This window comes from Vibrio sp. 99-70-13A1, from assembly GCF_013114625.1.
GTDB lineage: Bacteria > Pseudomonadota > Gammaproteobacteria > Enterobacterales > Vibrionaceae > Vibrio.
This window is the reverse complement of the sequence record NZ_VTXD01000037.1, coordinates 16438-35104: the sequence shown is the minus strand read 5'-3', so window position 1 is coordinate 35104 and position 18667 is coordinate 16438. Positions and strand designations below refer to the sequence as shown.

The 18667-nt window shown below is 41.4% G+C and carries 13 protein-coding genes; 1 reads left to right on the top strand and 12 read right to left on the bottom strand.

Annotated elements, in window-relative coordinates:
- Positions 1-187 precede the first annotated feature (187 nt).
- The 8 genes from F0226_RS18870 to F0226_RS18835 all read right to left on the bottom strand — a co-directional run bounded on the left by F0226_RS18870 (position 188) and on the right by F0226_RS18835 (position 11900).
- Positions 188-2500: a methyl-accepting chemotaxis protein gene (locus F0226_RS18870; RefSeq protein WP_171737085.1), complete on the bottom strand. Its 2313-nt coding sequence runs from the start codon at positions 2498-2500 to the stop codon at positions 188-190.
- 230 nt (positions 2501-2730) lie between these two features.
- Entirely contained in the window at positions 2731-3348 is a 618-nt protein-coding gene (locus F0226_RS18865) for a class I SAM-dependent methyltransferase (RefSeq protein ID WP_171737084.1), read from the bottom strand.
- Positions 3348-4601: a HAMP domain-containing sensor histidine kinase gene (locus F0226_RS18860; protein WP_171737083.1), complete on the bottom strand. Its 1254-nt coding sequence runs from the start codon at positions 4599-4601 to the stop codon at positions 3348-3350. The genes F0226_RS18865 and F0226_RS18860 overlap by 1 nt, the downstream gene beginning before the upstream one ends.
- The gene (locus F0226_RS18855; RefSeq protein WP_171737082.1) at positions 4601-5305 is read right to left on the bottom strand and encodes a response regulator transcription factor; all 705 of its coding nucleotides are present in this window, start codon (positions 5303-5305) and stop codon (positions 4601-4603) included. Before F0226_RS18855 ends, F0226_RS18860 begins: the two co-directional genes overlap by 1 nt.
- A gap of 140 nt (positions 5306-5445) precedes the next feature.
- Positions 5446-8658, bottom strand: a complete 3213-nt coding sequence (locus F0226_RS18850) for an efflux RND transporter permease subunit (protein ID WP_171737081.1) — start codon at positions 8656-8658, stop codon at positions 5446-5448.
- Between the two features lie 2 nt (positions 8659-8660).
- On the bottom strand, positions 8661-9968 hold the full coding sequence (locus F0226_RS18845; RefSeq protein WP_171737080.1) for an efflux RND transporter periplasmic adaptor subunit: 1308 nt from the start codon (positions 9966-9968) through the stop codon (positions 8661-8663).
- Positions 9965-11377 carry a TolC family protein gene (locus F0226_RS18840; protein ID WP_171737079.1) on the bottom strand — a complete coding sequence of 471 codons (1413 nt, stop codon included), beginning with the start codon at positions 11375-11377 and terminating at the stop codon, positions 9965-9967. Before F0226_RS18840 ends, F0226_RS18845 begins: the two co-directional genes overlap by 4 nt.
- Positions 11378-11633: 256 nt before the next feature.
- Positions 11634-11900, bottom strand: a complete 267-nt coding sequence (locus F0226_RS18835; RefSeq protein ID WP_171737078.1) for a hypothetical protein — start codon at positions 11898-11900, stop codon at positions 11634-11636.
- Positions 11901-12135: 235 nt separating this feature from the next.
- On the opposite strand from F0226_RS18835, the gene F0226_RS18830 reads away from it, so the two are divergent.
- The gene (locus F0226_RS18830; protein ID WP_253820864.1) at positions 12136-14190 is read left to right on the top strand and encodes an EAL domain-containing protein; all 2055 of its coding nucleotides are present in this window, start codon (positions 12136-12138) and stop codon (positions 14188-14190) included.
- 312 nt (positions 14191-14502) lie between these two features.
- On the opposite strand, the gene F0226_RS18825 is transcribed toward F0226_RS18830, so the two are convergent.
- The 4 genes from F0226_RS18825 to F0226_RS18810 form a co-directional block, all read right to left on the bottom strand.
- Positions 14503-15711 carry a NupC/NupG family nucleoside CNT transporter gene (locus tag F0226_RS18825; protein ID WP_171737077.1) on the bottom strand — a complete coding sequence of 403 codons (1209 nt, stop codon included), beginning with the start codon at positions 15709-15711 and terminating at the stop codon, positions 14503-14505.
- An 18-nt stretch (positions 15712-15729) separates the two neighbouring features.
- Positions 15730-15909, bottom strand: coding sequence for a hypothetical protein (locus F0226_RS18820; RefSeq protein ID WP_171737076.1), 180 nt, complete (start codon positions 15907-15909; stop codon positions 15730-15732).
- 311 nt (positions 15910-16220) lie between these two features.
- Positions 16221-17687: a coniferyl aldehyde dehydrogenase gene (locus F0226_RS18815; RefSeq protein ID WP_171737075.1), complete on the bottom strand. Its 1467-nt coding sequence runs from the start codon at positions 17685-17687 to the stop codon at positions 16221-16223.
- Between the two features lie 157 nt (positions 17688-17844).
- Complete coding sequence (locus F0226_RS18810) at positions 17845-18150, bottom strand: hypothetical protein (RefSeq protein WP_171737074.1); 306 nt, start codon at positions 18148-18150, stop codon at positions 17845-17847.
- Positions 18151-18667 lie beyond the last annotated feature (517 nt).

Below are 18667 nucleotides of genomic sequence, written 5' to 3'. Positions count from 1 at the left end.
GATTTATTGGCTGAAATCATAGTGATTCCATATGTCCCTGTCTGTAATAGTTTGTAAGGCATTTATTACAAAACTTCTGTTTGTCGAAAACTTCAATACGCACTCAATAAGGTTCCTAATAATATAATGACCGCTAGCCGACAATGTTTATCGTTCTAACGGTCACTTCTTAATTGTACTATTCGTTCTAGTATTTAAATTTATCCATTTCCGTATTCAGGTTGTCTGCTTGCTGAGATAAACCGCCTAACACTTCATCCACATGGTTCACTTGCTCCGACACTTCAGTCGAAGCATCAGCAATAGAGGTAATACTTGAACTGATCTCATCCGTCACGGCTTTCTGTTCTTCTGTTGCAGCCGCGATTTGAACGTTCATATCATTCAATTCAGTCAGCATTGAAACTATTTGATCGAGCATTTGGGTGTTTTCTTCGCAGGTGCCTACCCCTTTAATTACCGATGCATTGGCATTTTCTATGCCTTTGGAAACGCTTCCCGTTTCTTTTTGTAAAGATTCAATTTTAGAGCGAATCTCTTCTGTCGAGTCTTGAGTTCGGCTGGCTAGAGAACGGACTTCGTCTGCCACAACTGCGAAACCTCGCCCCTGCTCACCAGCCCTAGCAGCTTCGATAGCGGCATTTAAAGCCAGTAAGTTGGTTTGCTCAGCAATGCCTTGAATAACATCCAATACTTCCGCTATCGAGTTACTTTCATTATGCAGGCGAGTAATGGCATCAACAGCGATTTGCATTTGCGCATTAATTTGAGACATCTCATCGCCCAGCGATTGCCCGACATCTTTACTCTTAGTGCCCGTTTCATTGGCTGTTTTCACGTAATCGGCAACTCGATTGGCGAACTGCGCTACCTCGGCAATAGAAGCACTCATTTCGTTGACTGCGGTTGCTACGCTATCTGTACGTTGGCTTTGTTCAGATACCGCACCGCGAGTGCTGTTCATATTTTCCGACATAGATAAGGTATTATGGTTGAGTGTTTCAGTGGCAACAGCAAACTCTTTAATCATCCCTTGTAACTGCTCAAATAAAGCGTTTAAAGACACTGACAAATCTGTCATTTCATCTTTACCTTGAACATCTAGTCGAGCAGTCAAATCGTTGCTTTGACTTATTGCTTGCACTTTAAGAGAGGCATTTCTGATTGGTCTTGAGATATTGTTACCCACCAGGTAAGAGATACCGACTGACACCGCAATAATGACCGCAATACTGACCACTACCGTATTTAGAACAGCTGAATTGAGTACGGCTACATCGGCAAGAGCCTCTGCTTCATCAATCTCAGTTAGGATCCCCCACTTTAAACCAGCCGCATCAATAGGGGCATAAGCAGAAAGTACTGCGACACCTCGATAATCATTCACCGTTTCAACACCATCTCCACCAGACAAAGCTTGAGTCGCGGTAACAGATTTTACTGGTTGAAAGCCAATGGATGAGCCTTTTCCGTCAATATTAGCGATCACGTCAGAAGACACACCAGATTTGGTTAGTGCAGCTAAGTACTCCCCTTTGTTCTCAATTAAAAACCGAGATTGGCTACGCAATAACAAATCCGGGCCTATCAAGTAACTTTCACCACTGTTGCCTAGCCCTGCCTGATTCCACTCTTCAGAGAACGTCATAATTTCATTAATCGCATCAACAGGCATTTGGAATACTACGACACCAATTCTTTTTCCATGGTCGAATACAGGACTGGCAATAAACGACGCGGCAGCTTCATACGAAGGATAATAAGGATAAAAGTCTTCTAAAAAATAACTATTTTTTGAAAGACTCTTACTCTGACGATACGTTTTCCCTAAGCCACTTGAACGGTATGGACCCGTTTCTAAATTTGTGGCGAAATCCAATTCTTTAAAAACGGAATACACCACATTACCGTTGAGGTCGATAAGGAAAATATCATAAAAGCCAAAAGCTTCTAGATAGTGACGGATAGGGAAATGGTACTCTTTATGAGCAATGTCATAAGCGGTGTTTAGGCTGTCGTAATCAAGTAAGTGCTTCTCTCCTAATGCATTATTATTCGCACTTATATAACGAGCCTGTAGGGCTTTACCCGTTTCGGAAACTTGACTTAATTTACTGAGTTCATTGGCTGGCGTTTGAGCATTTCGAGAACGGTAAGTCATCCCAAACTGACTGGAATAATAACGCTTTAACTGATTGAGGTTATCTTCTGTTACTTTGTCTACAGGGTATTCATTGAAAGCCTTAGTAAATGCTACCAACGCTTGTTCAGTTGAATGGTCATCAGCCAGCGTTTCTACTTGCAATTTTATTTGGTTAAAATAGCGTTCAATTTCATTTTTCTTAATTTCGCGCACAGACAGTAACTGGCTTGATGCTCGTTCATAGAGTGCACTTTTAGACAGCCCTGATGCTTTCCAACCAACAAAACCACCACTTACGACAACACCAACCGCGCACAGAAACGTACAAGCGACGATTATTTTGGTTGCAATTTTCATACTAAATCCTCGTAACACTTACGGAGTAATTTTTAAGCCATATGAAAATGCCAACTTAACTTTATAGAAATACTACTTTACCAATACTAATGAATAGCAGTGCTATAGATTGCACCTATCATTAGTCTAGACTAGAAATTTCACCCTTTCGATTAATTCTCTCATTCAATGGGATCACACTAACCTCCAATAATATTGAGCCTAAAGTGGTAATTGTAACTCACTAATACCTAATGCTTTTTCATTACCACGGTAAAGTCATCTTGTGAATAACCATCAATAATCACAACGTCATCACACAACGTTAGGCAAAAGCGATACACACCTTGTTTGTTGTAGCCTGTGAGTAATGGCTGTTCAGGGTAAGAGCTTGAGTCCAATAGATTAAAAATGACGCATTCACCCGCCATTTCATACATATGCGTAATCACATTGGTTAAGTAATTGTCGTCTCGAGATTTGTAATTCAGTGACCCACTGGCAATCACAACATCGCAAACATTTACACTGACTGTGCTTAAGTCTCCAGCGATAAATTCACAACGGGGATCAGGATGTAGGGCTTTCGCTTGCTTTAAAAAATGCGCTTGTTGATCAACGCCAATGTAACGCTGTAAAGAATAGAGATTTGAGAGGTAATCAAATAATTGGCCATAACCACAACCTAAATCGACCACGCAACGGTTTTCAAAATCCGTCGCATACGCAATCGCAGAAAACCGAGCAACTTGCGCATAATGGCTTGACCAACCTAATGAACGTGCATGACTTTCTTGGGTTTTATCTTTCCAAGTTTTAACTCGTTTTCGATGATAGAAATAAACTTTTAGTCGATCACGCCAATCCATTAAGAAAAATCCACCTGAACTTCACGACCAGTCTCTAGTTCGGTATTTTGATACTGCCAGTTGTACTGGTTCAATAGTCTTTCCGTTAATTCTAAACCAAGCCCAAAACCTAAATTATGATCTTCTTTTGTTCCATCAATATTTTGGTTAATCACTTGAACCGTCAAACCATTTTGAATAATCGAAACATGCCCGTTTTCAGTGTGCTGAAACGCATTACGCACAAGGTTGGTCAATACAATGCGACACAATCCTTCAGGCAAAAGGTTAGCGGATAAGTCGGTTTCTAAATGAATATCTACTGATTTACCATTTATAAGATACTCAAGATCATGCGTTAATTGCTCTATGAGCTTACCCAACTGGATAGAATGAATAGGCAATTCTTTATCTTCTTGGCGAGTCAACCACAGCAAGGTTTCCGTGAGATCTGTCATAGTGAACCCCGCACGTTTGATGCGATCGACCACTTCTAACTGTTTCTCTGGGCTTTTGCCTTTTTGAATCAGTTTTTCAAGCAACTCGCTGTTTGTTCGAGTGACGGCAATGGGAGTTCGTAATTCATGGCTCGCATAGCCTAAAAACTTTTGTTCTCTCTCTAACCCTGCTTGCATTGAGCTTACGCTGTTTTTAATAATACCCGCTAAAGTATTCAGTTCACTGTAATGAAACTCCGGAATGTTTTGTTCCATGTTGTCTTTATCTAGTGCTTTTGCCCAATTTTTTAACTCTTCAACTGGCGTCGCGACTTTACGAAGTATCAAAATCAAAATAATAAAAAAGAGTACGATTGCGGCAAGCGCCGTGATTAATATCGTTATGAAATGTGGCAACGCTTTATTTTTAAAGGAATTATCCATTTCTTGCTTAAAGATGGCTGATACATAACGCACTTCATCTTCTTTCATGACTCGCATTGCAAAATAACCCGCCTTGGGCGGTGCGAATAGTGATTTACCGATAATTTTCTTGGTGATTTCATCAAAGCCCACGTCAGGCTCGTTTAAGTTATTTTGAATACCTTTAGGTAAGTCACTCCATTGGGTAGCCACGGTAAATTCTTGAAATACTAAAGGGTGTCCAGCCGAAACCGATGCTTGTTGTGCTTGAGCATTCATTGAGCCACGCATGGCAACGTCCATGCCTGAAATGAAATAATTCAAACTCAATGCCGACATAATAACAATCGTGGTAACCCCAGTAAGAAGCATTGCCAGTAATACATACAGCCTTAAACTCGGTCTTATCTTCATTATTCAGACGGTTCCTTTATCGCAAATCCCTTGCCTGTCACGGTATGCACTAGCTTATTGCCATACTCACCATCCACTTGTTTACGCAGGTTGAAGATATGCACTTTCAAGCTATTGCTATCTGGTTGTTCTTCGCCCCATACCCATTGCATAACTTTTTCACGAGAAACGGTTTTAGGGCTTTCACGCATCAATATCTCTAATATTTTGAATACCGTTGGGGAAAGTTTCAGAAGCTTCCCAGCTCGGTAAGCTTGCTGCTGTTGTAAATCAATTTCTAACTCCAACACAGATAAACGGCTAACCTGCCCACTTCTGCGTTTCGCCAAAACTTGGGCTCGCACAATCAGCTCTTCCATCGCAAAAGGCTTCACAAGATAATCATCCGCGCCCATAGAAAAGCCGGCTAATTTATCGTCCAACGTATCTCTTGCCGTCAACATCAGTATTGGCGTATCAATACCTTGTGCACGAAGTTTTTCACACACCTGTAGCCCGCTCATTTTGGGCAGGTTAAGGTCTAAAATGATCGCATCATAACTTTGATTGCCGTTCTTCTTCTGGTTCTCAATTAAATGAAGCCCCGCCACACCATTAGCCGCATGATCACATTGAATATCTTCTAAATCGAGATAATCGATCACTGCAGTGGCTAAATCCAAGTCGTCTTCCACCAGCAGTAATTGAAGTTTATCGGTGATCATATTTACCTCTATGGCTTAAATAAGGTTGAAGATTGAGAAGTGATACTGAAACAGCTTACCACCGCCTGAACATCTTGCCAGACAGTGGTAATTCTTCTGTTAACTCATTCAATTCTGTCTAGATACTATCAAAACAGAGGTTACTCAGACACTTTCAACTCAGTCTGTAATTGAGTGTTTTCGCCTGCACTAAATCGAGTTTTCAAGGTTGCAATAAACTCTTTAATTTCGCACTGAATCATCAGTAATGACGGCGTTAAGATTAAGGTAATGAATGTAGCAAACAAAATACCATACCCTAGAGCTGCTGCTGCTGGAATTAAGAATTGAGCCTGTAACGATGTTTCACTTAATAACGGTGTTAAGCCTGCAAAGGTAGTGACCGAGGTAAGTAGAACAGCTCGTAAACGACCAGTACACGCTTGAACAATCGCATTTCGTGCAGACATGCCCTTTTCTTTAATCAGTTCATTAAAACGAGAAACAAGTAATAAGCTGTCATTCACAACTACGCCACTCAATGCCAAGATACCATTTAACGATAAGATACTGATTGTTAAGTCATTCCACCAGTGACCAAGAATAGCACCTACAATACCGAATGGAATCGCTGTCATGATAATCAATGGCTGAACATACGACTTAAGCGGAATCGCAAGTAACGTATAAATAGCGATCATCGCCAGTAAGAACATGCTGGTCATTGAACTTGCGGTTTCTTCTTGTTCTTCCGTTTCACCAGCAAAATCGACAGTCAACCCTTGGTATTGTGCAAGCAGTTCAGGCACTAAATTCTGTTGAAGTTGGTTAACTAACTCACCAGGTGCAACGATATCTTTATCTAATACCGCAGTAATATACACCGCTCGTTGGCTATCAATTCGCGTGATTTCTGATGCTTGGTAATCTGAGTAAATGTTTGCAACGGTGGTTAATGGCACAACCGTACCATCGCTGGTTCTCACATTCGCTTGGTTGACATCAGCCATGGTTTGACGAGCATCTTCTGGGTAACGAACTCGAACTTTTACTTCGTCTTTACCGCGCTGAAATTGCTGAACAATGTCACCACCAAAAGATTGTAAAACTTGCTTCGCTAAACTTGCGGTATCAAACCCTAAAGCGCGACCTTGCTGAGTAATTTCAAAACGGTACTGAGATTCACCTAAATCTAAGTTATGGTCGATACCGCTTACTCCAGCAATACCTTCAAGTGTTTCCACTAATTGATTACCCGCCGCGCTCACTGATTCATCATTCCACGCTTTCAGCTCTACTTTAAAGTTATCAACCATTTCCATTTTAGACAGGATTTTAAGCTTCTTCACGCCTTCCATCTGCCCGACGGATTCTTGCCAAAGCTGTGCAAATTCATTCGACGAATACACACTGTCGCTATCTAATTCGATTCTAACCTGACCTGAATCGTCACTGTCCGCAATGACTTGTAAGCTTAGCAATTCACTTTCTTCGTCTGCTGCGCTGTACTGAGTTCTTAATTCTTCATCAATCAGAACGGCGGCCGCCTCTAGCACTAATAGGTTTGTTTGCGTTTGCCCAAAGCTTGCGTCATTTTGCATCGACATATCAGCCGTGACAGTATCACCTGGCATATCAGGGAAAAAAGCCACTCTCACGTTACCTGTCATAGGTAAACCTACCACCAAAATGAATAGTGAAATGAACACCATAATCACCGCGTAACGCAGCTTCAAAGCCCAATCAATCACTCGGCTATAGATACGAACATTAAACCATTGCAGCGCACTATCCGCACCATGTTGAATACGCGCCCAAACGCCTTTTTTCTCGCCTCTTTGCGTATTAATGTGCGCTAAGTGAGAAGGTAAAATAAACTTAGACTCAACCAATGACAGCAACAAACAAATGGTAACAACCGTGCCAAACTGAGCGTAGATTTGCCCCATTTTGCCATCAACATTCGCTAGCGCTAAGAAGGCTACTACTGTCGTTAACACCCCGAATATCGTCGGTGATGCCACTTTCATGGTCCCGCGAATCGTACTGTTGATTGAGTCACCTTCTTCTTTGCGGGTTGAGTAAATACTTTCCCCCACGACCACGGCATCGTCGACCACTATTCCGAGTGCCATGATGAAACCAAATGTCGTCATCTCATTGATGGTCAGCCCCATAAAGCTGTCAGTCATGAAGAATAAGGTGCCACAAAATACAAATGGCAAGCCAGCCGCCACCCAAAACGCCACTCGAACATTTAGAAACAATGCGAGTACGATGAACACAAGCCCGATACCCGTTAGTGCATTCTTAAGAAGTAACGATAAACGATCTTTGATCATGGTACTTTTGTCATACCACGTTTCAATTTCTAAACCATCGGGTAATGCATTGCTTGCTTCCCAGCGATCGACTACTTGCTGAGCTTGTTCCACGATACTAACGACGTCACCATACTCATCCATCACGATTTGAATCGCAATCGCATTTTGTTGGTTATAGCGAGACAGTACGAAGGTATCGTCTTCAAACATGTCTTTAACTGTCGCGATATCTCCTAATGTAATTTGAGTACCATCACTATTAGTCACTACCGGAATCGCATTGAAATCTTGCAGTTCATAAGCTTGCTCAGACACCTTTAAGCGAACGGTTTTATCTCCGTTACGTAAACTGGTTGATAGCGCTGTGGATGATTCAGCATTAATCGCTTCGGATACATCTGTTAACGTCAGGCCATAAGCTTGAAGCTTACTTTCATCCACCTCAACCGAAATCATTGGATCGACTTTGGCTTTAATTTCGAGATCGCGAATCGCAGACTGGTTCAGTAAATCCGCTTTAAGTTGCTCGGCTAAATCCTGTAATGTCGCTCTATCGGCTTCTCCGTATAGCTGCACCCAAAGCGCATGATCTTGCATTCGAGCTTTATCAATGACTGGGTTATCCGCCCCTGATGGCAGATTATTAATGGCATCTACCTTGGTTTTCACATCGCTCAATAAAGTATCTAGGTCATAGGTACTTTCTTTTTCGATAGAAACATGACTGCCATTTGCATCTGAAGTCGAGGTAATACGCTTAATACCCGGCACTGTTTCCAATGCATCTTCAATTTTAATCGCCAGCCCTTCTTCTGCTTGGACTGGATCGCCACTGTCATAGGTGACAGAAACCGTCACAACATCAGGTTCTAAACTTGGAAACGCTTCTTTACGTAAAGAGTTAACGGAGAATAAACCAATCAAAATAACGCTAATTAACAATAAGTTAGAAGCCACTGAGTTATTAGCAAACCAAGCTATTGGTCCTGTGTGCTTTTCCCGATGTTCAGGCGCTGGTTGAACTTTTGGAAGTTGATTATTTTCAGACATGCTTAACCCTCAACCTTAGCCATTACTTTCATTCCCTCTTGGAAACTGCTCAATGGGCGTTTCACTACTTGAACGGCTGCTTTGGTGCTTGTATTTAGGTCGAAATCCAAACTATTTGGGTCAATGTAAATCAGACCATCTTTTTCAAACTGAGCTTGTGCTGAAGATTTTGCGAGTAACCCTTGTGAGTCCACCACCCAAATGTCACCTTGCTGAGAAAGTGCAGAAGCAGGAAGCTGCCACAGTTGATCCAAGGACTTACCTGAGATAACCGTTTTCACGAACATACCAGGGTAAAGATCGTCTACTTGTTCGAGTGGATTTTCGACCACAACAATCAACGAACGTTGACGAGTATCTTGAGATAAATGCTGCTCAACCCGTTCTACATTGCCCTGCCACTTGTATGAACCATCCGAACTTTGAAGCGTGACAGGCCATGAGGTGTTTTGAAGGTTCTGGTTATCTATCGATGGCAAATTTTTCCATTGGCTTTCAGATAATGGAACGGTCACTTCTACTTCATCGATGCTGTATAGCGTCGCGACTTGTGTACCTGTTTGAACATAACTGCCAGGTTGAATATCTCTTGTCACAATTAACGCATCGAAAGGGGCTGTTAATTGGGTTTTATCAAGGTCTTTCTGGGCTTTTTTCAGTTCTAACTGAGCATTTTCAAGCGCAGCGGTTACTTGAGCTAATTGAGGAGTTCTCAATACAAGCGGAGAATCTGGCTCGCCAGATAAACCCGAATGTTCCCATTCTGATTTCGCTTGTTCACCTTGTCTTTGCTCTTCTAATAAATTCAACTTAGCTTGGGCGACATTTGATTTAGCCAGTGATACCGCTTGCTGGTAACTGGTGTTATCAATATCTGCAATCACATCACCTTTCTTAACCACCTGTCCAGTTTCGAAAAATGTACTCACGCTTTCAACACGCCCGCTCACTTCTGCTGAAAACAACAATTCATAACGTGATTTCACTTCACCATGACCAACGACTTCAGCTTGGTATTCACCCGTAGTGGTATTAATAATGGCAACCTGTGGTAGCTTGGAAAACGCCTCTTTTTCTGATGCTTGCCCTTGTTGAACTGTCTTTAAACCCGGCTCTTTATCAAGATCTTGCTCTGTTTCTTTATCTTGAATAATTTGTAAGCTATTAGCTTCTTGCGCAGCTTGAGAAGACAAAGCTGATTCAGGCGCTTTCTTAATTGGCTCCATCTGAGAGCCGTTAAAAGCCACCGCTGCAAATATGCTTGAGCCCGCGATAAGAGTAATGGCGATTGTTAATTTATTGAGTTTCATGCGGATGCTCCTAAGCCAAGTGCTAGACCTAAATCAATTCGGTTTACTAAGCGGTTATAAATAGTTTGAGTAAGTTGTGCTTCAAGATCGTAGGTTTGCTGCTGAACGGTAAGGAGATCAAAAATGTCGACCAAACCCTGACGATACTTTTCTTTATAGCTGACAAAGCTGCGTTGAGCGCTTTCTAAAGCAAGTGCCAAATGTTGTTGCTGAAGTGCTAATGAGCCTTCTTGTCCCATAGTATTTTCAACTTCATTGACCGCATTAAGCAGTGTTTCTTGATAAGCCCAATAGGTTTGCTCTGTTGTTAACTGCGCCACTTCCGCTTGTGACTTCAATTTCCCACCTTGAAATAAAGGCGCTGACACTTGCCCCAATACACTCCATAGCGGACCTGTCAGTAATGCTTCACTTGGTGACTCAGCCATGTCACTTAAACTTGCTGAAAGGCTGATCGATGGGAGCATTGCTTTATAGGCAGCATCCGTTCTTAGGGCTTCCGCTTCAATATTCAAAAACGCAGATTGGAGATCGGGTCTGCGAGATAGGTTTTGATCCGGCATCATGTCTAATGGATTTAACACTTCAGGGAAAATCACCGGAATAGACACGTCTAATGACTCGCCAACCCATTGACCCGTTAACAAAGTTAGACTGCGTTTACTGCTTGCAAGTTGCTCTCGGTAGTCAGCTAGGGTTGCCTTAGTTGATGCGCTGTTAGATTTAGCATTATCGAGATCTTCTAAGCTTCCTAGCCCAGATTTGTATCTGGCTAATACCAAACCTTCATTGTTCTCAAGCACTACTAAACGCTGCTCTTCAATCGTAACCAATTGCTGTTTTAAGCTAATTTCTAGCCACGTACGCATCAAGTTAGCCACCACTAAGTCTTGCGCACCTTGTAAACTCGCTTGTGAACTCATTACATCTTTCATTGATGCATTGCTGCTATCAGCAAGCTTTTGCCACAAATCCAACTCCCAGCCAACAGTAAGGTCGGTGGTATAAGTATCATCGCTATCTTCTTGCGCTTTACCACTAAAGCTAGCTTCAACCGTTGGCAAGCGATCTGCTGCGGTAATACCTTGCTGAGCGTAAGCGATATTTAACGCCACGACGCTTTGCTGAAAACTAGGATTAGTTTCAAGTGCTTGAGTAATGAAAGTGTCCAGCTCCGGCAAGCTCACCAAGTCTGTAATCTGTATGGATGATTCAGCTTGGTTTTCTTCGCTACCTTGGGCGGATAAATTGGATTGTTGAATGAGCTCCAGCAACAATTGTTGATTTGTAGAAGCGGTTATTTGCTCGGCTAGTACCGTGTAATCCGCTTGATTCGTTGAGCTACAACCAATCAAGCCGACTAAAACCAGCGAAAGCACGGAATGTTTTAAAGGAAGATTCAGTGTCATCTTCATGTCTCCTGTAAGAATGAAGACAAATTAACAACTGATAGGTTAAGGCAGGGTTAACGCTCGCTTAAAAATGGAATTTATTGAAAAGAAAAACAGAGCTCAGTGTCGATATGATTAAAAGGCGGCTGAGCGATGTTTAGGCTTACTGCTTACTGCTTACTGCTTACTGCTTACTGCTTACTGCTTACTGCTTACTGCTTACTGCTTACTAGGAAGATTTTACGACGACTGATTGATGGAAGCCAAATAGTGACTAATCTTCTTGCCCCGGAATAAAGCTCGCCAATTTAAAACCGATAGCGTAGCTCACAACACCTACAGTAAAAAAGACCAATAAAGAGAATGCGGAGGCGACAAATTTAGACACACCAAAACCCCAAACGATTGTGAAAATTAATCCTTGAAAGGCTTCTTGTGGCCACTGTGACATTGGAAAGTGCGAACCACCTACGATCAAATAAGAAGCGCCAAACAATCCACACAATACCGAAACGATACCGAAAATAACTTTAAAGTTCATAACTTTAACCTCACCCATAGCCTTGGGAATAAAGCTTAATTAGTAATGATGAATAATGACATTTCTAACAGTATACATCACCAGAAAAAGCCACTCTATTATGATAAATAGGTAGTTTTCCAAGTTTGTAACTAAGTACACCCAAAATAATCAAAAAAAATTCACATTAATATGGATTATAGAGAATGGCATGCCTATAATGCGCGCACATAAGCCTATTTTACGACCAATAATAATGTTTAAGCATTCATTAGCACGAGCCGTTTCCCTGATTTCAGATAACCCGTATATCAACGGAGTCTGTAATGTTTTTATTATGCTCCTGCCCGTCTCTTTAATTTCTGCATTTTGCATGTTGCTTGGTAATGCCGCATCTTACTTTGAGTTACATGAGTTTTCACAACGTCTGTACAGCATCAGCACCCTTGTGTGGCAACTTTTTCCTATCTTGCTGATTGTATATTATTCCCAATTTCTGGCTTCAATGCACAAGCTCGAAAGGATATCTTTAATCACACCATCCATAGTGATCTACTTTATTGTGAGTTATCAATGGGAGTTGCTTAAAGTCGGCACGGTTATTCCTACCAATTACCCATTAGCGATCTTACTGCCTATAGCTGTCTGTTTTTGTTTAAAGCTCACTAAACAAAAACGCAAACGCCAAAAAATAGAACTCCCGAATGTCGTTGAAAAGTCCATTTCTATGATTCTTTCTAGCAGCATTTTGGTCTTTTCGTTTTCGACAATCAGTTACATACTTAGGCACATCATCTTCGAAGATGTAGTGATTGCCAGCTATTTCCCTCACTTAGACCCACATTCATTAATGGATGGTATTATTTATGAATTGGCACGAAACCTATTTTGGGCTATTGGAATTAATGGTCATATCGTTCTCGCGTCTTACAAAAGTGAGATCTACCATCTGAGCATGCAGTTGGTGGAGCAGCACCAAGCTCTGGGAACACCTTTACCTATCCTTACCAGTAATTTTTATGACTTCTATGCGGGGTTAGGTGGCGCAGGTAATACCTTATCCTTAGTTATTTGCATGATCTTATTCTCACGCAATAACAGCTATAAAAAACTTGGCTGCGCTGTTTTGATCTTGAGCCTCTTTAATATCAATGAGCCCGTCATTTACGGTCTGCCAATCATGTTTAATCCTATTCTCATTATTCCATTTTTGGTGGTACCAATATTCAGTTTGATCATTGCCTATATTGCGACAAGTCTTGGCTTTGTTCCGCCTGTTTCTGAAGTAATGAGTTGGATGACCCCTCCTTTAATCAGTGGCTACATTGGGACAGGAAATTCGATTAACGGCGCTATTTTACAAGCACTGATTATCGGTATCGGCGTGTTGTTCTATTTACCATTTTTCAGACGTTATGAAGATCTCGGGCGCACTCGACATATCTTTACTAACTCTGCTTCAAAAGAATTTTTTAACAGTGATGATGTATCCAAAGGTCAGTCCACGAATACATTTATTCCTCACTTATCTAATAATATCTCAGCACAAAAATGCTTAAATGACTTACAAGAAAGTGGTGAATTTACGCTGTTCTACCAACCTCAATATGACATCACTCACCAGCAAGTCGTTGGGCTAGAAGTCCTTATTAGACATAAAGGGTTTGATGGGAAAATCACGCCACCCTACTTCCTTTCAAGCTTCGCCAGCTTAGGTATTATGCAAGATCTCGATTTGTGGGTGATTGAAAAAGCCTTACATGAGGTTGCTCCCTTTGCAAATTCTGACCACTTCAAAGTATCGATCAACGTTTCGTCTGACACTTTATTAATCGACAATTTTGCTAATAGCATGCGGAAGCTGATCGATAGCAGCGCATTACAAACTCATCAAGTTGAACTTGAAATCACAGAAGATGTGCTTGTGAAAGATGAGAAGAAAACCAAGCAGACAGTCGATGAACTTAGAGCATCTGGAATATCTGTCGCGTTAGATGATTTTGGTGCGGGCTTTTCATCACTTGGTTACTTATCAAAATTTGAGTTCGATAAAGTAAAAATCGATCGCTCATTTGTGATTAACCTAGCCAGTGATAAAGGCAAAGAGCTGTTTAAACTTACCAGCCAATTAGTGCAAATTGGTGGCGCAACCGTGGTGGTTGAGGGGGTAGAAGAAAAAGAAGAACTCGACTTCATTTCAGAGCAAAACATCAACCTGATTCAAGGCTTCTATTTTTATAAGCCGATGCCTTTTGAGCAGGTACTTGAGTTGAACTTATACCCAGAATCGAAACCACTCGCAGCAAGCTAATCACAAAACAACGATTAGCCGTAAGCTATAAAGCTTCTTAGCTGCTAGCTACTGAGTTACAGACTGAGCTATTGTCTTATTAAAGCTCATGAGAGCTTATTTAAGATAAAGCTTTAAGACCATAATTTAACGCTAGGATTTTTCGTATAAAAAGGGCATACAACCATCTATATCTAGTGATAATTGTATGCCCTTTTGCATTCCTAATTTGAAATGGCTTGGGTCTTAAGTCTTAAGTCTTAAGTCTTAAGTCTTAAGTCTTAAGTCTTCTACGCAAAATCACATAAAGAAAACCCAAGCTTCAGTCGAGAACTAAAGCAAGAAGAAGATACCCGCTAAACAAGCACTCATTAAGTTTGCTAACGTACCCGCAGCAACGGCTTTCAAACCTAGATTTGCCACTTCTGCACGTCGCTCTGGCGCTATCACACCAATTGAACCAAGCTGAATCGCAATAGAACCAATATTGGCGAAACCACACAATGCAAAGGTGATGATCACTTGGCTATGCTCAGAAAGCAGCGCTTTGTTTTCCACAAAATCAATGAAAGCAACAAACTCGTTCATCACAACTTTCTGGCCAATGTACGAACCTGCCATCAACACTTCATCTGCAGGGATACCGATTAACCACGCCAAAGGTGAGAATAAGTAACCAAAGATAGCTTGCAGCGTAATGCCAGCAAAACCAAAGACTTCACCTAAGCTTTCAAGACCAGTGTTCACCATCGCAATCACACTCACGAAAGCAATCAGCATAGTACCGACAGCAACGGCTACCTTCATACCATTCATCGCACCGCTTGCTAATGCATCAATTACATTGCTTTGGTCCGCTTTATCTAACTCGATGTGTTCGTAATCACTTGGCGTACCAGTTTCTGGAACAATGATTTTCGCCATCAACAAGCTACCAGGTGCCGCCATAAAACTTGCTGCAATCAGGTATTTAAGTTCAACACCTAATCCCGCATAGCCGCCAAGCACACTGCCAGCAACTGAAGCCATACCACCAGCCATTACTGCAAACAGTTCTGAGCGAGTCATGCTTTTTAAGAATGGGCGAATAAGTAGAGGCGACTCACCTTGAGAAAGGAAAATATTACCCGTTGCGACCAGTGATTCAGCTTTACTCGTACCTAGCAGTTTTTGTACTGCACCGCCTAAAACTTGAATCACTTTTTGCATGATGCCTAAGTAATACAGCGCTGAGATTAATGCACTGAAAAAGATGATGATTGGCAGAACACGAACTGCAAAGATGAAGCCCTCTGTTGCCAGACCACCAAACAAAAAGGCAATGCCTGCATCAGCAAAACCCAGCAGGCTGGAAACGCCACTGCTTAAACTCGTTAATGCCATTTGCCCCCAAGGGAAATACAGCACCAATGCAGCAAAACTGATTTGTAATAGGAAAGCTCGGCTAACGGTTTTCCAGTTAATTGCCGAGCGGCGTTCAGATAATAGGTATGCGCAAGCCATCAGCGCAATTACGCCGACAAAACCAAATAAAATATTCATATTGTGTCCTAGTAATCCTTAAAGAGTGAACAAGAGCCAAGCGAATGACATCAAAGGAGCAGGACAAAGGATCGCAAGCAGAAAGCGACGCGATGGTGTAAATAGCGACTGGGTAAATAGCGGCTGAGTAAATAGCGGCTGAGTAAATAGCGGCTGTGTGGGTAACAACGATAGAGGGTGTAGCAATGGATTATTCATGTAGATCACCTTATACAAGCAGTGGAACGTAGCTGGTCCAGTCCTTGGGGTCATTCACAAATCCATGTGACGGCTTGTATTGGCTAAGCTTCGGCTTAAAACCGGAAGAGAAGTATAAATAGATAAACGAGACTTTCATCACATTTTTTCAGGCAAACGTTCGCGCGATTATTTATTAGGCAGAATCATTAAAATTCAAATGAAATCGATATCATTTGATGTGTTATGAGTGATTCAATTTCGATTTCGTCACCACTTAAAAATGCAAAAGCCCACGTAATACGCAGGCTTTGACTATCGATTTGCTGATTTTATTTAGTTAAAAACAGGCGTTTTAAGGTCTTTAGCAGCATTCTTTGATATCTCATCATAATCCGTGCTCTTGGTAACCAGCTTGAGGTCCAAAGTACTGTTTTTGCATGAGAGAAAGTTTGGAATCCTTCCACCCCATGATATCGACCAATACCCGACTGACCAATGCCACCAAAAGGTGCGTCATCAGCTGAAATTTGCAGTAACGTTTCATTAATCCCTACCGACCCACTGTGCGTATTATCTAAAATATCACGCTTAATGTTTGAGTCATTGGTCATGAGGTAAAGCGCCAAAGGTCGTGGGCGCTGATTAATGTATTGAATGCATTCTTCCAATTTCTCGTAAGTCATTACAGGTAAAATGGGACCAAAGATCTCCTCTTTCATCACTAACATTTGATCAGAGGTTTGAGTCAGTAAGTGAGGAAGCATTAATCGGCTTTTACTGGATTCCTCAGCAGCACTCATATTCGAACCATCGATGGTGAGGTTTTGTTTATCAATCGTATGAAGTTTAGCGCCTTGTACTGTGGCATCTTCAACAACATTCAATAACCTTTGATGCTGCCTATCATTGATGATGTGGCTAACCCCTTTCACTTTGCCTTTCTTAATATATATCTTCTGGAATTTTTTCAGATATAAATCGACAAATTGGCTTTCCTTACCTTTAGGTAACATCACATAGTCAGGGGCGATACAAATCTGCCCAGCATTAATCGACTTGCCGACTAATATCGCGTCTACAGCTTTTTCAAGATCGGCGTCAGGAGCAATGATGACTGGGGATTTCCCACCAAGTTCCAAAGTAATCGGAGTCAAATTTTCCGCAGCCGATTTTGCTACTAATTTGCCAACCGTAGTAGAGCCGGTAAATAGAATATGATCAAAGGGCAAAGCGCTAAAGTGAGATGAAATTTCCGCCTCCCCTTCTACGCATTGGATGTGATCTTCGAATTCAGCCAAAACCTGAGTCAGCACTTTATTGGTATGAGGGGTATTTTCGCTCAGCTTGACCATCATCCGGTTGCCTGCAGCAAGAGCAGTAGCGATAGGGGCAATACTCAATACAATTGGGAAATTCCATGGCACCATGATCCCGACAACACCGAGAGGCTGATAATGTACAGCAACTTTAGAAGGAAGGAGCATGATTCCCGCAGCTCGACGCTGAGGTTTCACCCACTTAGGCAATTTTTTAAGTGTGTAGTTAATATGGTGAATAGCAGGCATTAAATCACAAATTGTCGAATCAAAATCGCTGCGGTAACCATAGTCTTGCTTAAGCGCTTCAACTAATAATGCTTCAGACTCAAGCAAGCGAGTTTTTAACGTGTTCAACCGAACGATGCGATCAGCAATTGGGCTATAAGGTTCAGCCTCATACGCTAATTTTATATTGGAAAATTTCTGACGAAGTGCCGGTAAGCTTAACTCGGTTGTTTCAGAATATTGAGCATTCATTGGAAGTCCACTTAATGAATAATGACCTTATTCATATTACCTACCTGTTAACCGGCTTCAAACTTAAGAAGAGAATTTGTGAAGCCGTATTATTTATGAAGCCCTACAATGAATCAAACCGTTAATAACATACGAGTCTTAAATGCAATAAGTGTAATCACATCACTCGTACGAATTCATACCTTCCGTCATTTTTGGCTTGCTCTTTAAAAAGCAACACACCATTGTGAAAAGTCAGCGCCACCAAAAGTTCTGAAGACTCGTAATAGTAAGTAAATACGCCATCTCGCCTGTCTTCTATTTGCTTTGGTGTCCCTAAAACTTTCTCCACTGCCGCTATTCTTGTTTGGCCATCAATCAATGTACTTAAATCAAACGATTTTGATGCACCTTCATCAATACAACCGACTAATCCACCTAGAAATACACTCAGTAACAGCGCTATAGACACAAGCTTTTTCACAACACACTTCCTTATTTCTGTTTCCCCTCATTGTAACTATGATTAAACGATAGAAATGTAATGCCTTGTAAGCAGAACAAATGCACTACTTACTATTAGTCTTCTCTCTCTACGGTTCTAATTAATAAGTTGGATTGAAAATCAGGTAGGGAAAATCATCACTGCTGGTAACTTCAACCGAACACTTGCAGATACTTATGCTCTATATGATAAAAAGATTCAGCCCGCTCCAGATGAATTCAAAAACTCTATTCGGCTATCATCCTAGATACAAAAAACCGATCGATCATGGCGTAAGCAATGTGGATGTAAGTGGCGTTGGCTTTATGTCATGTGGTGGTCAATACGGCGTATCAGAAATCGACGAAATACTATCTGATCACTGCCCTTTAAAATTTACAGCTAAACATTAGACATTACTTCCGAGAACACCAAATGGACGTTTAGTGTTTTCTTTCTGAGAGCAACACTTAAATTTTCACTCACACACTGTTAGAATTGTATAGCTAATATAAAT

Excerpts from the sequence above, each read along its gene's own strand:
- F0226_RS18870 (WP_171737085.1), bottom strand. The coding sequence starts at position 2,500 with ATGAAAATTGCAACCAAAATAATCGTCGCTTGTACGTTTCTGTGCGCG.
- F0226_RS18865 (WP_171737084.1), bottom strand. The coding sequence starts at position 3,348 with ATGGATTGGCGTGATCGACTAAAAGTTTATTTCTATCATCGAAAACGA.
- F0226_RS18860 (WP_171737083.1), bottom strand. The coding sequence starts at position 4,601 with ATGAAGATAAGACCGAGTTTAAGGCTGTATGTATTACTGGCAATGCTT.
- F0226_RS18855 (WP_171737082.1), bottom strand. The coding sequence starts at position 5,305 with ATGATCACCGATAAACTTCAATTACTGCTGGTGGAAGACGACTTGGAT.
- F0226_RS18850 (WP_171737081.1), bottom strand. The coding sequence starts at position 8,658 with ATGTCTGAAAATAATCAACTTCCAAAAGTTCAACCAGCGCCTGAACAT.
- F0226_RS18845 (WP_171737080.1), bottom strand. The coding sequence starts at position 9,968 with ATGAAACTCAATAAATTAACAATCGCCATTACTCTTATCGCGGGCTCA.
- F0226_RS18840 (WP_171737079.1), bottom strand. The coding sequence starts at position 11,377 with ATGACACTGAATCTTCCTTTAAAACATTCCGTGCTTTCGCTGGTTTTA.
- F0226_RS18835 (WP_171737078.1), bottom strand. The coding sequence starts at position 11,900 with ATGAACTTTAAAGTTATTTTCGGTATCGTTTCGGTATTGTGTGGATTG.
- F0226_RS18830 (WP_253820864.1), top strand. The coding sequence starts at position 12,136 with ATGTTTAAGCATTCATTAGCACGAGCCGTTTCCCTGATTTCAGATAAC.
- F0226_RS18825 (WP_171737077.1), bottom strand. The coding sequence starts at position 15,711 with ATGAATATTTTATTTGGTTTTGTCGGCGTAATTGCGCTGATGGCTTGC.
- F0226_RS18820 (WP_171737076.1), bottom strand. The coding sequence starts at position 15,909 with ATGAATAATCCATTGCTACACCCTCTATCGTTGTTACCCACACAGCCG.
- F0226_RS18815 (WP_171737075.1), bottom strand. The coding sequence starts at position 17,687 with ATGAATGCTCAATATTCTGAAACAACCGAGTTAAGCTTACCGGCACTT.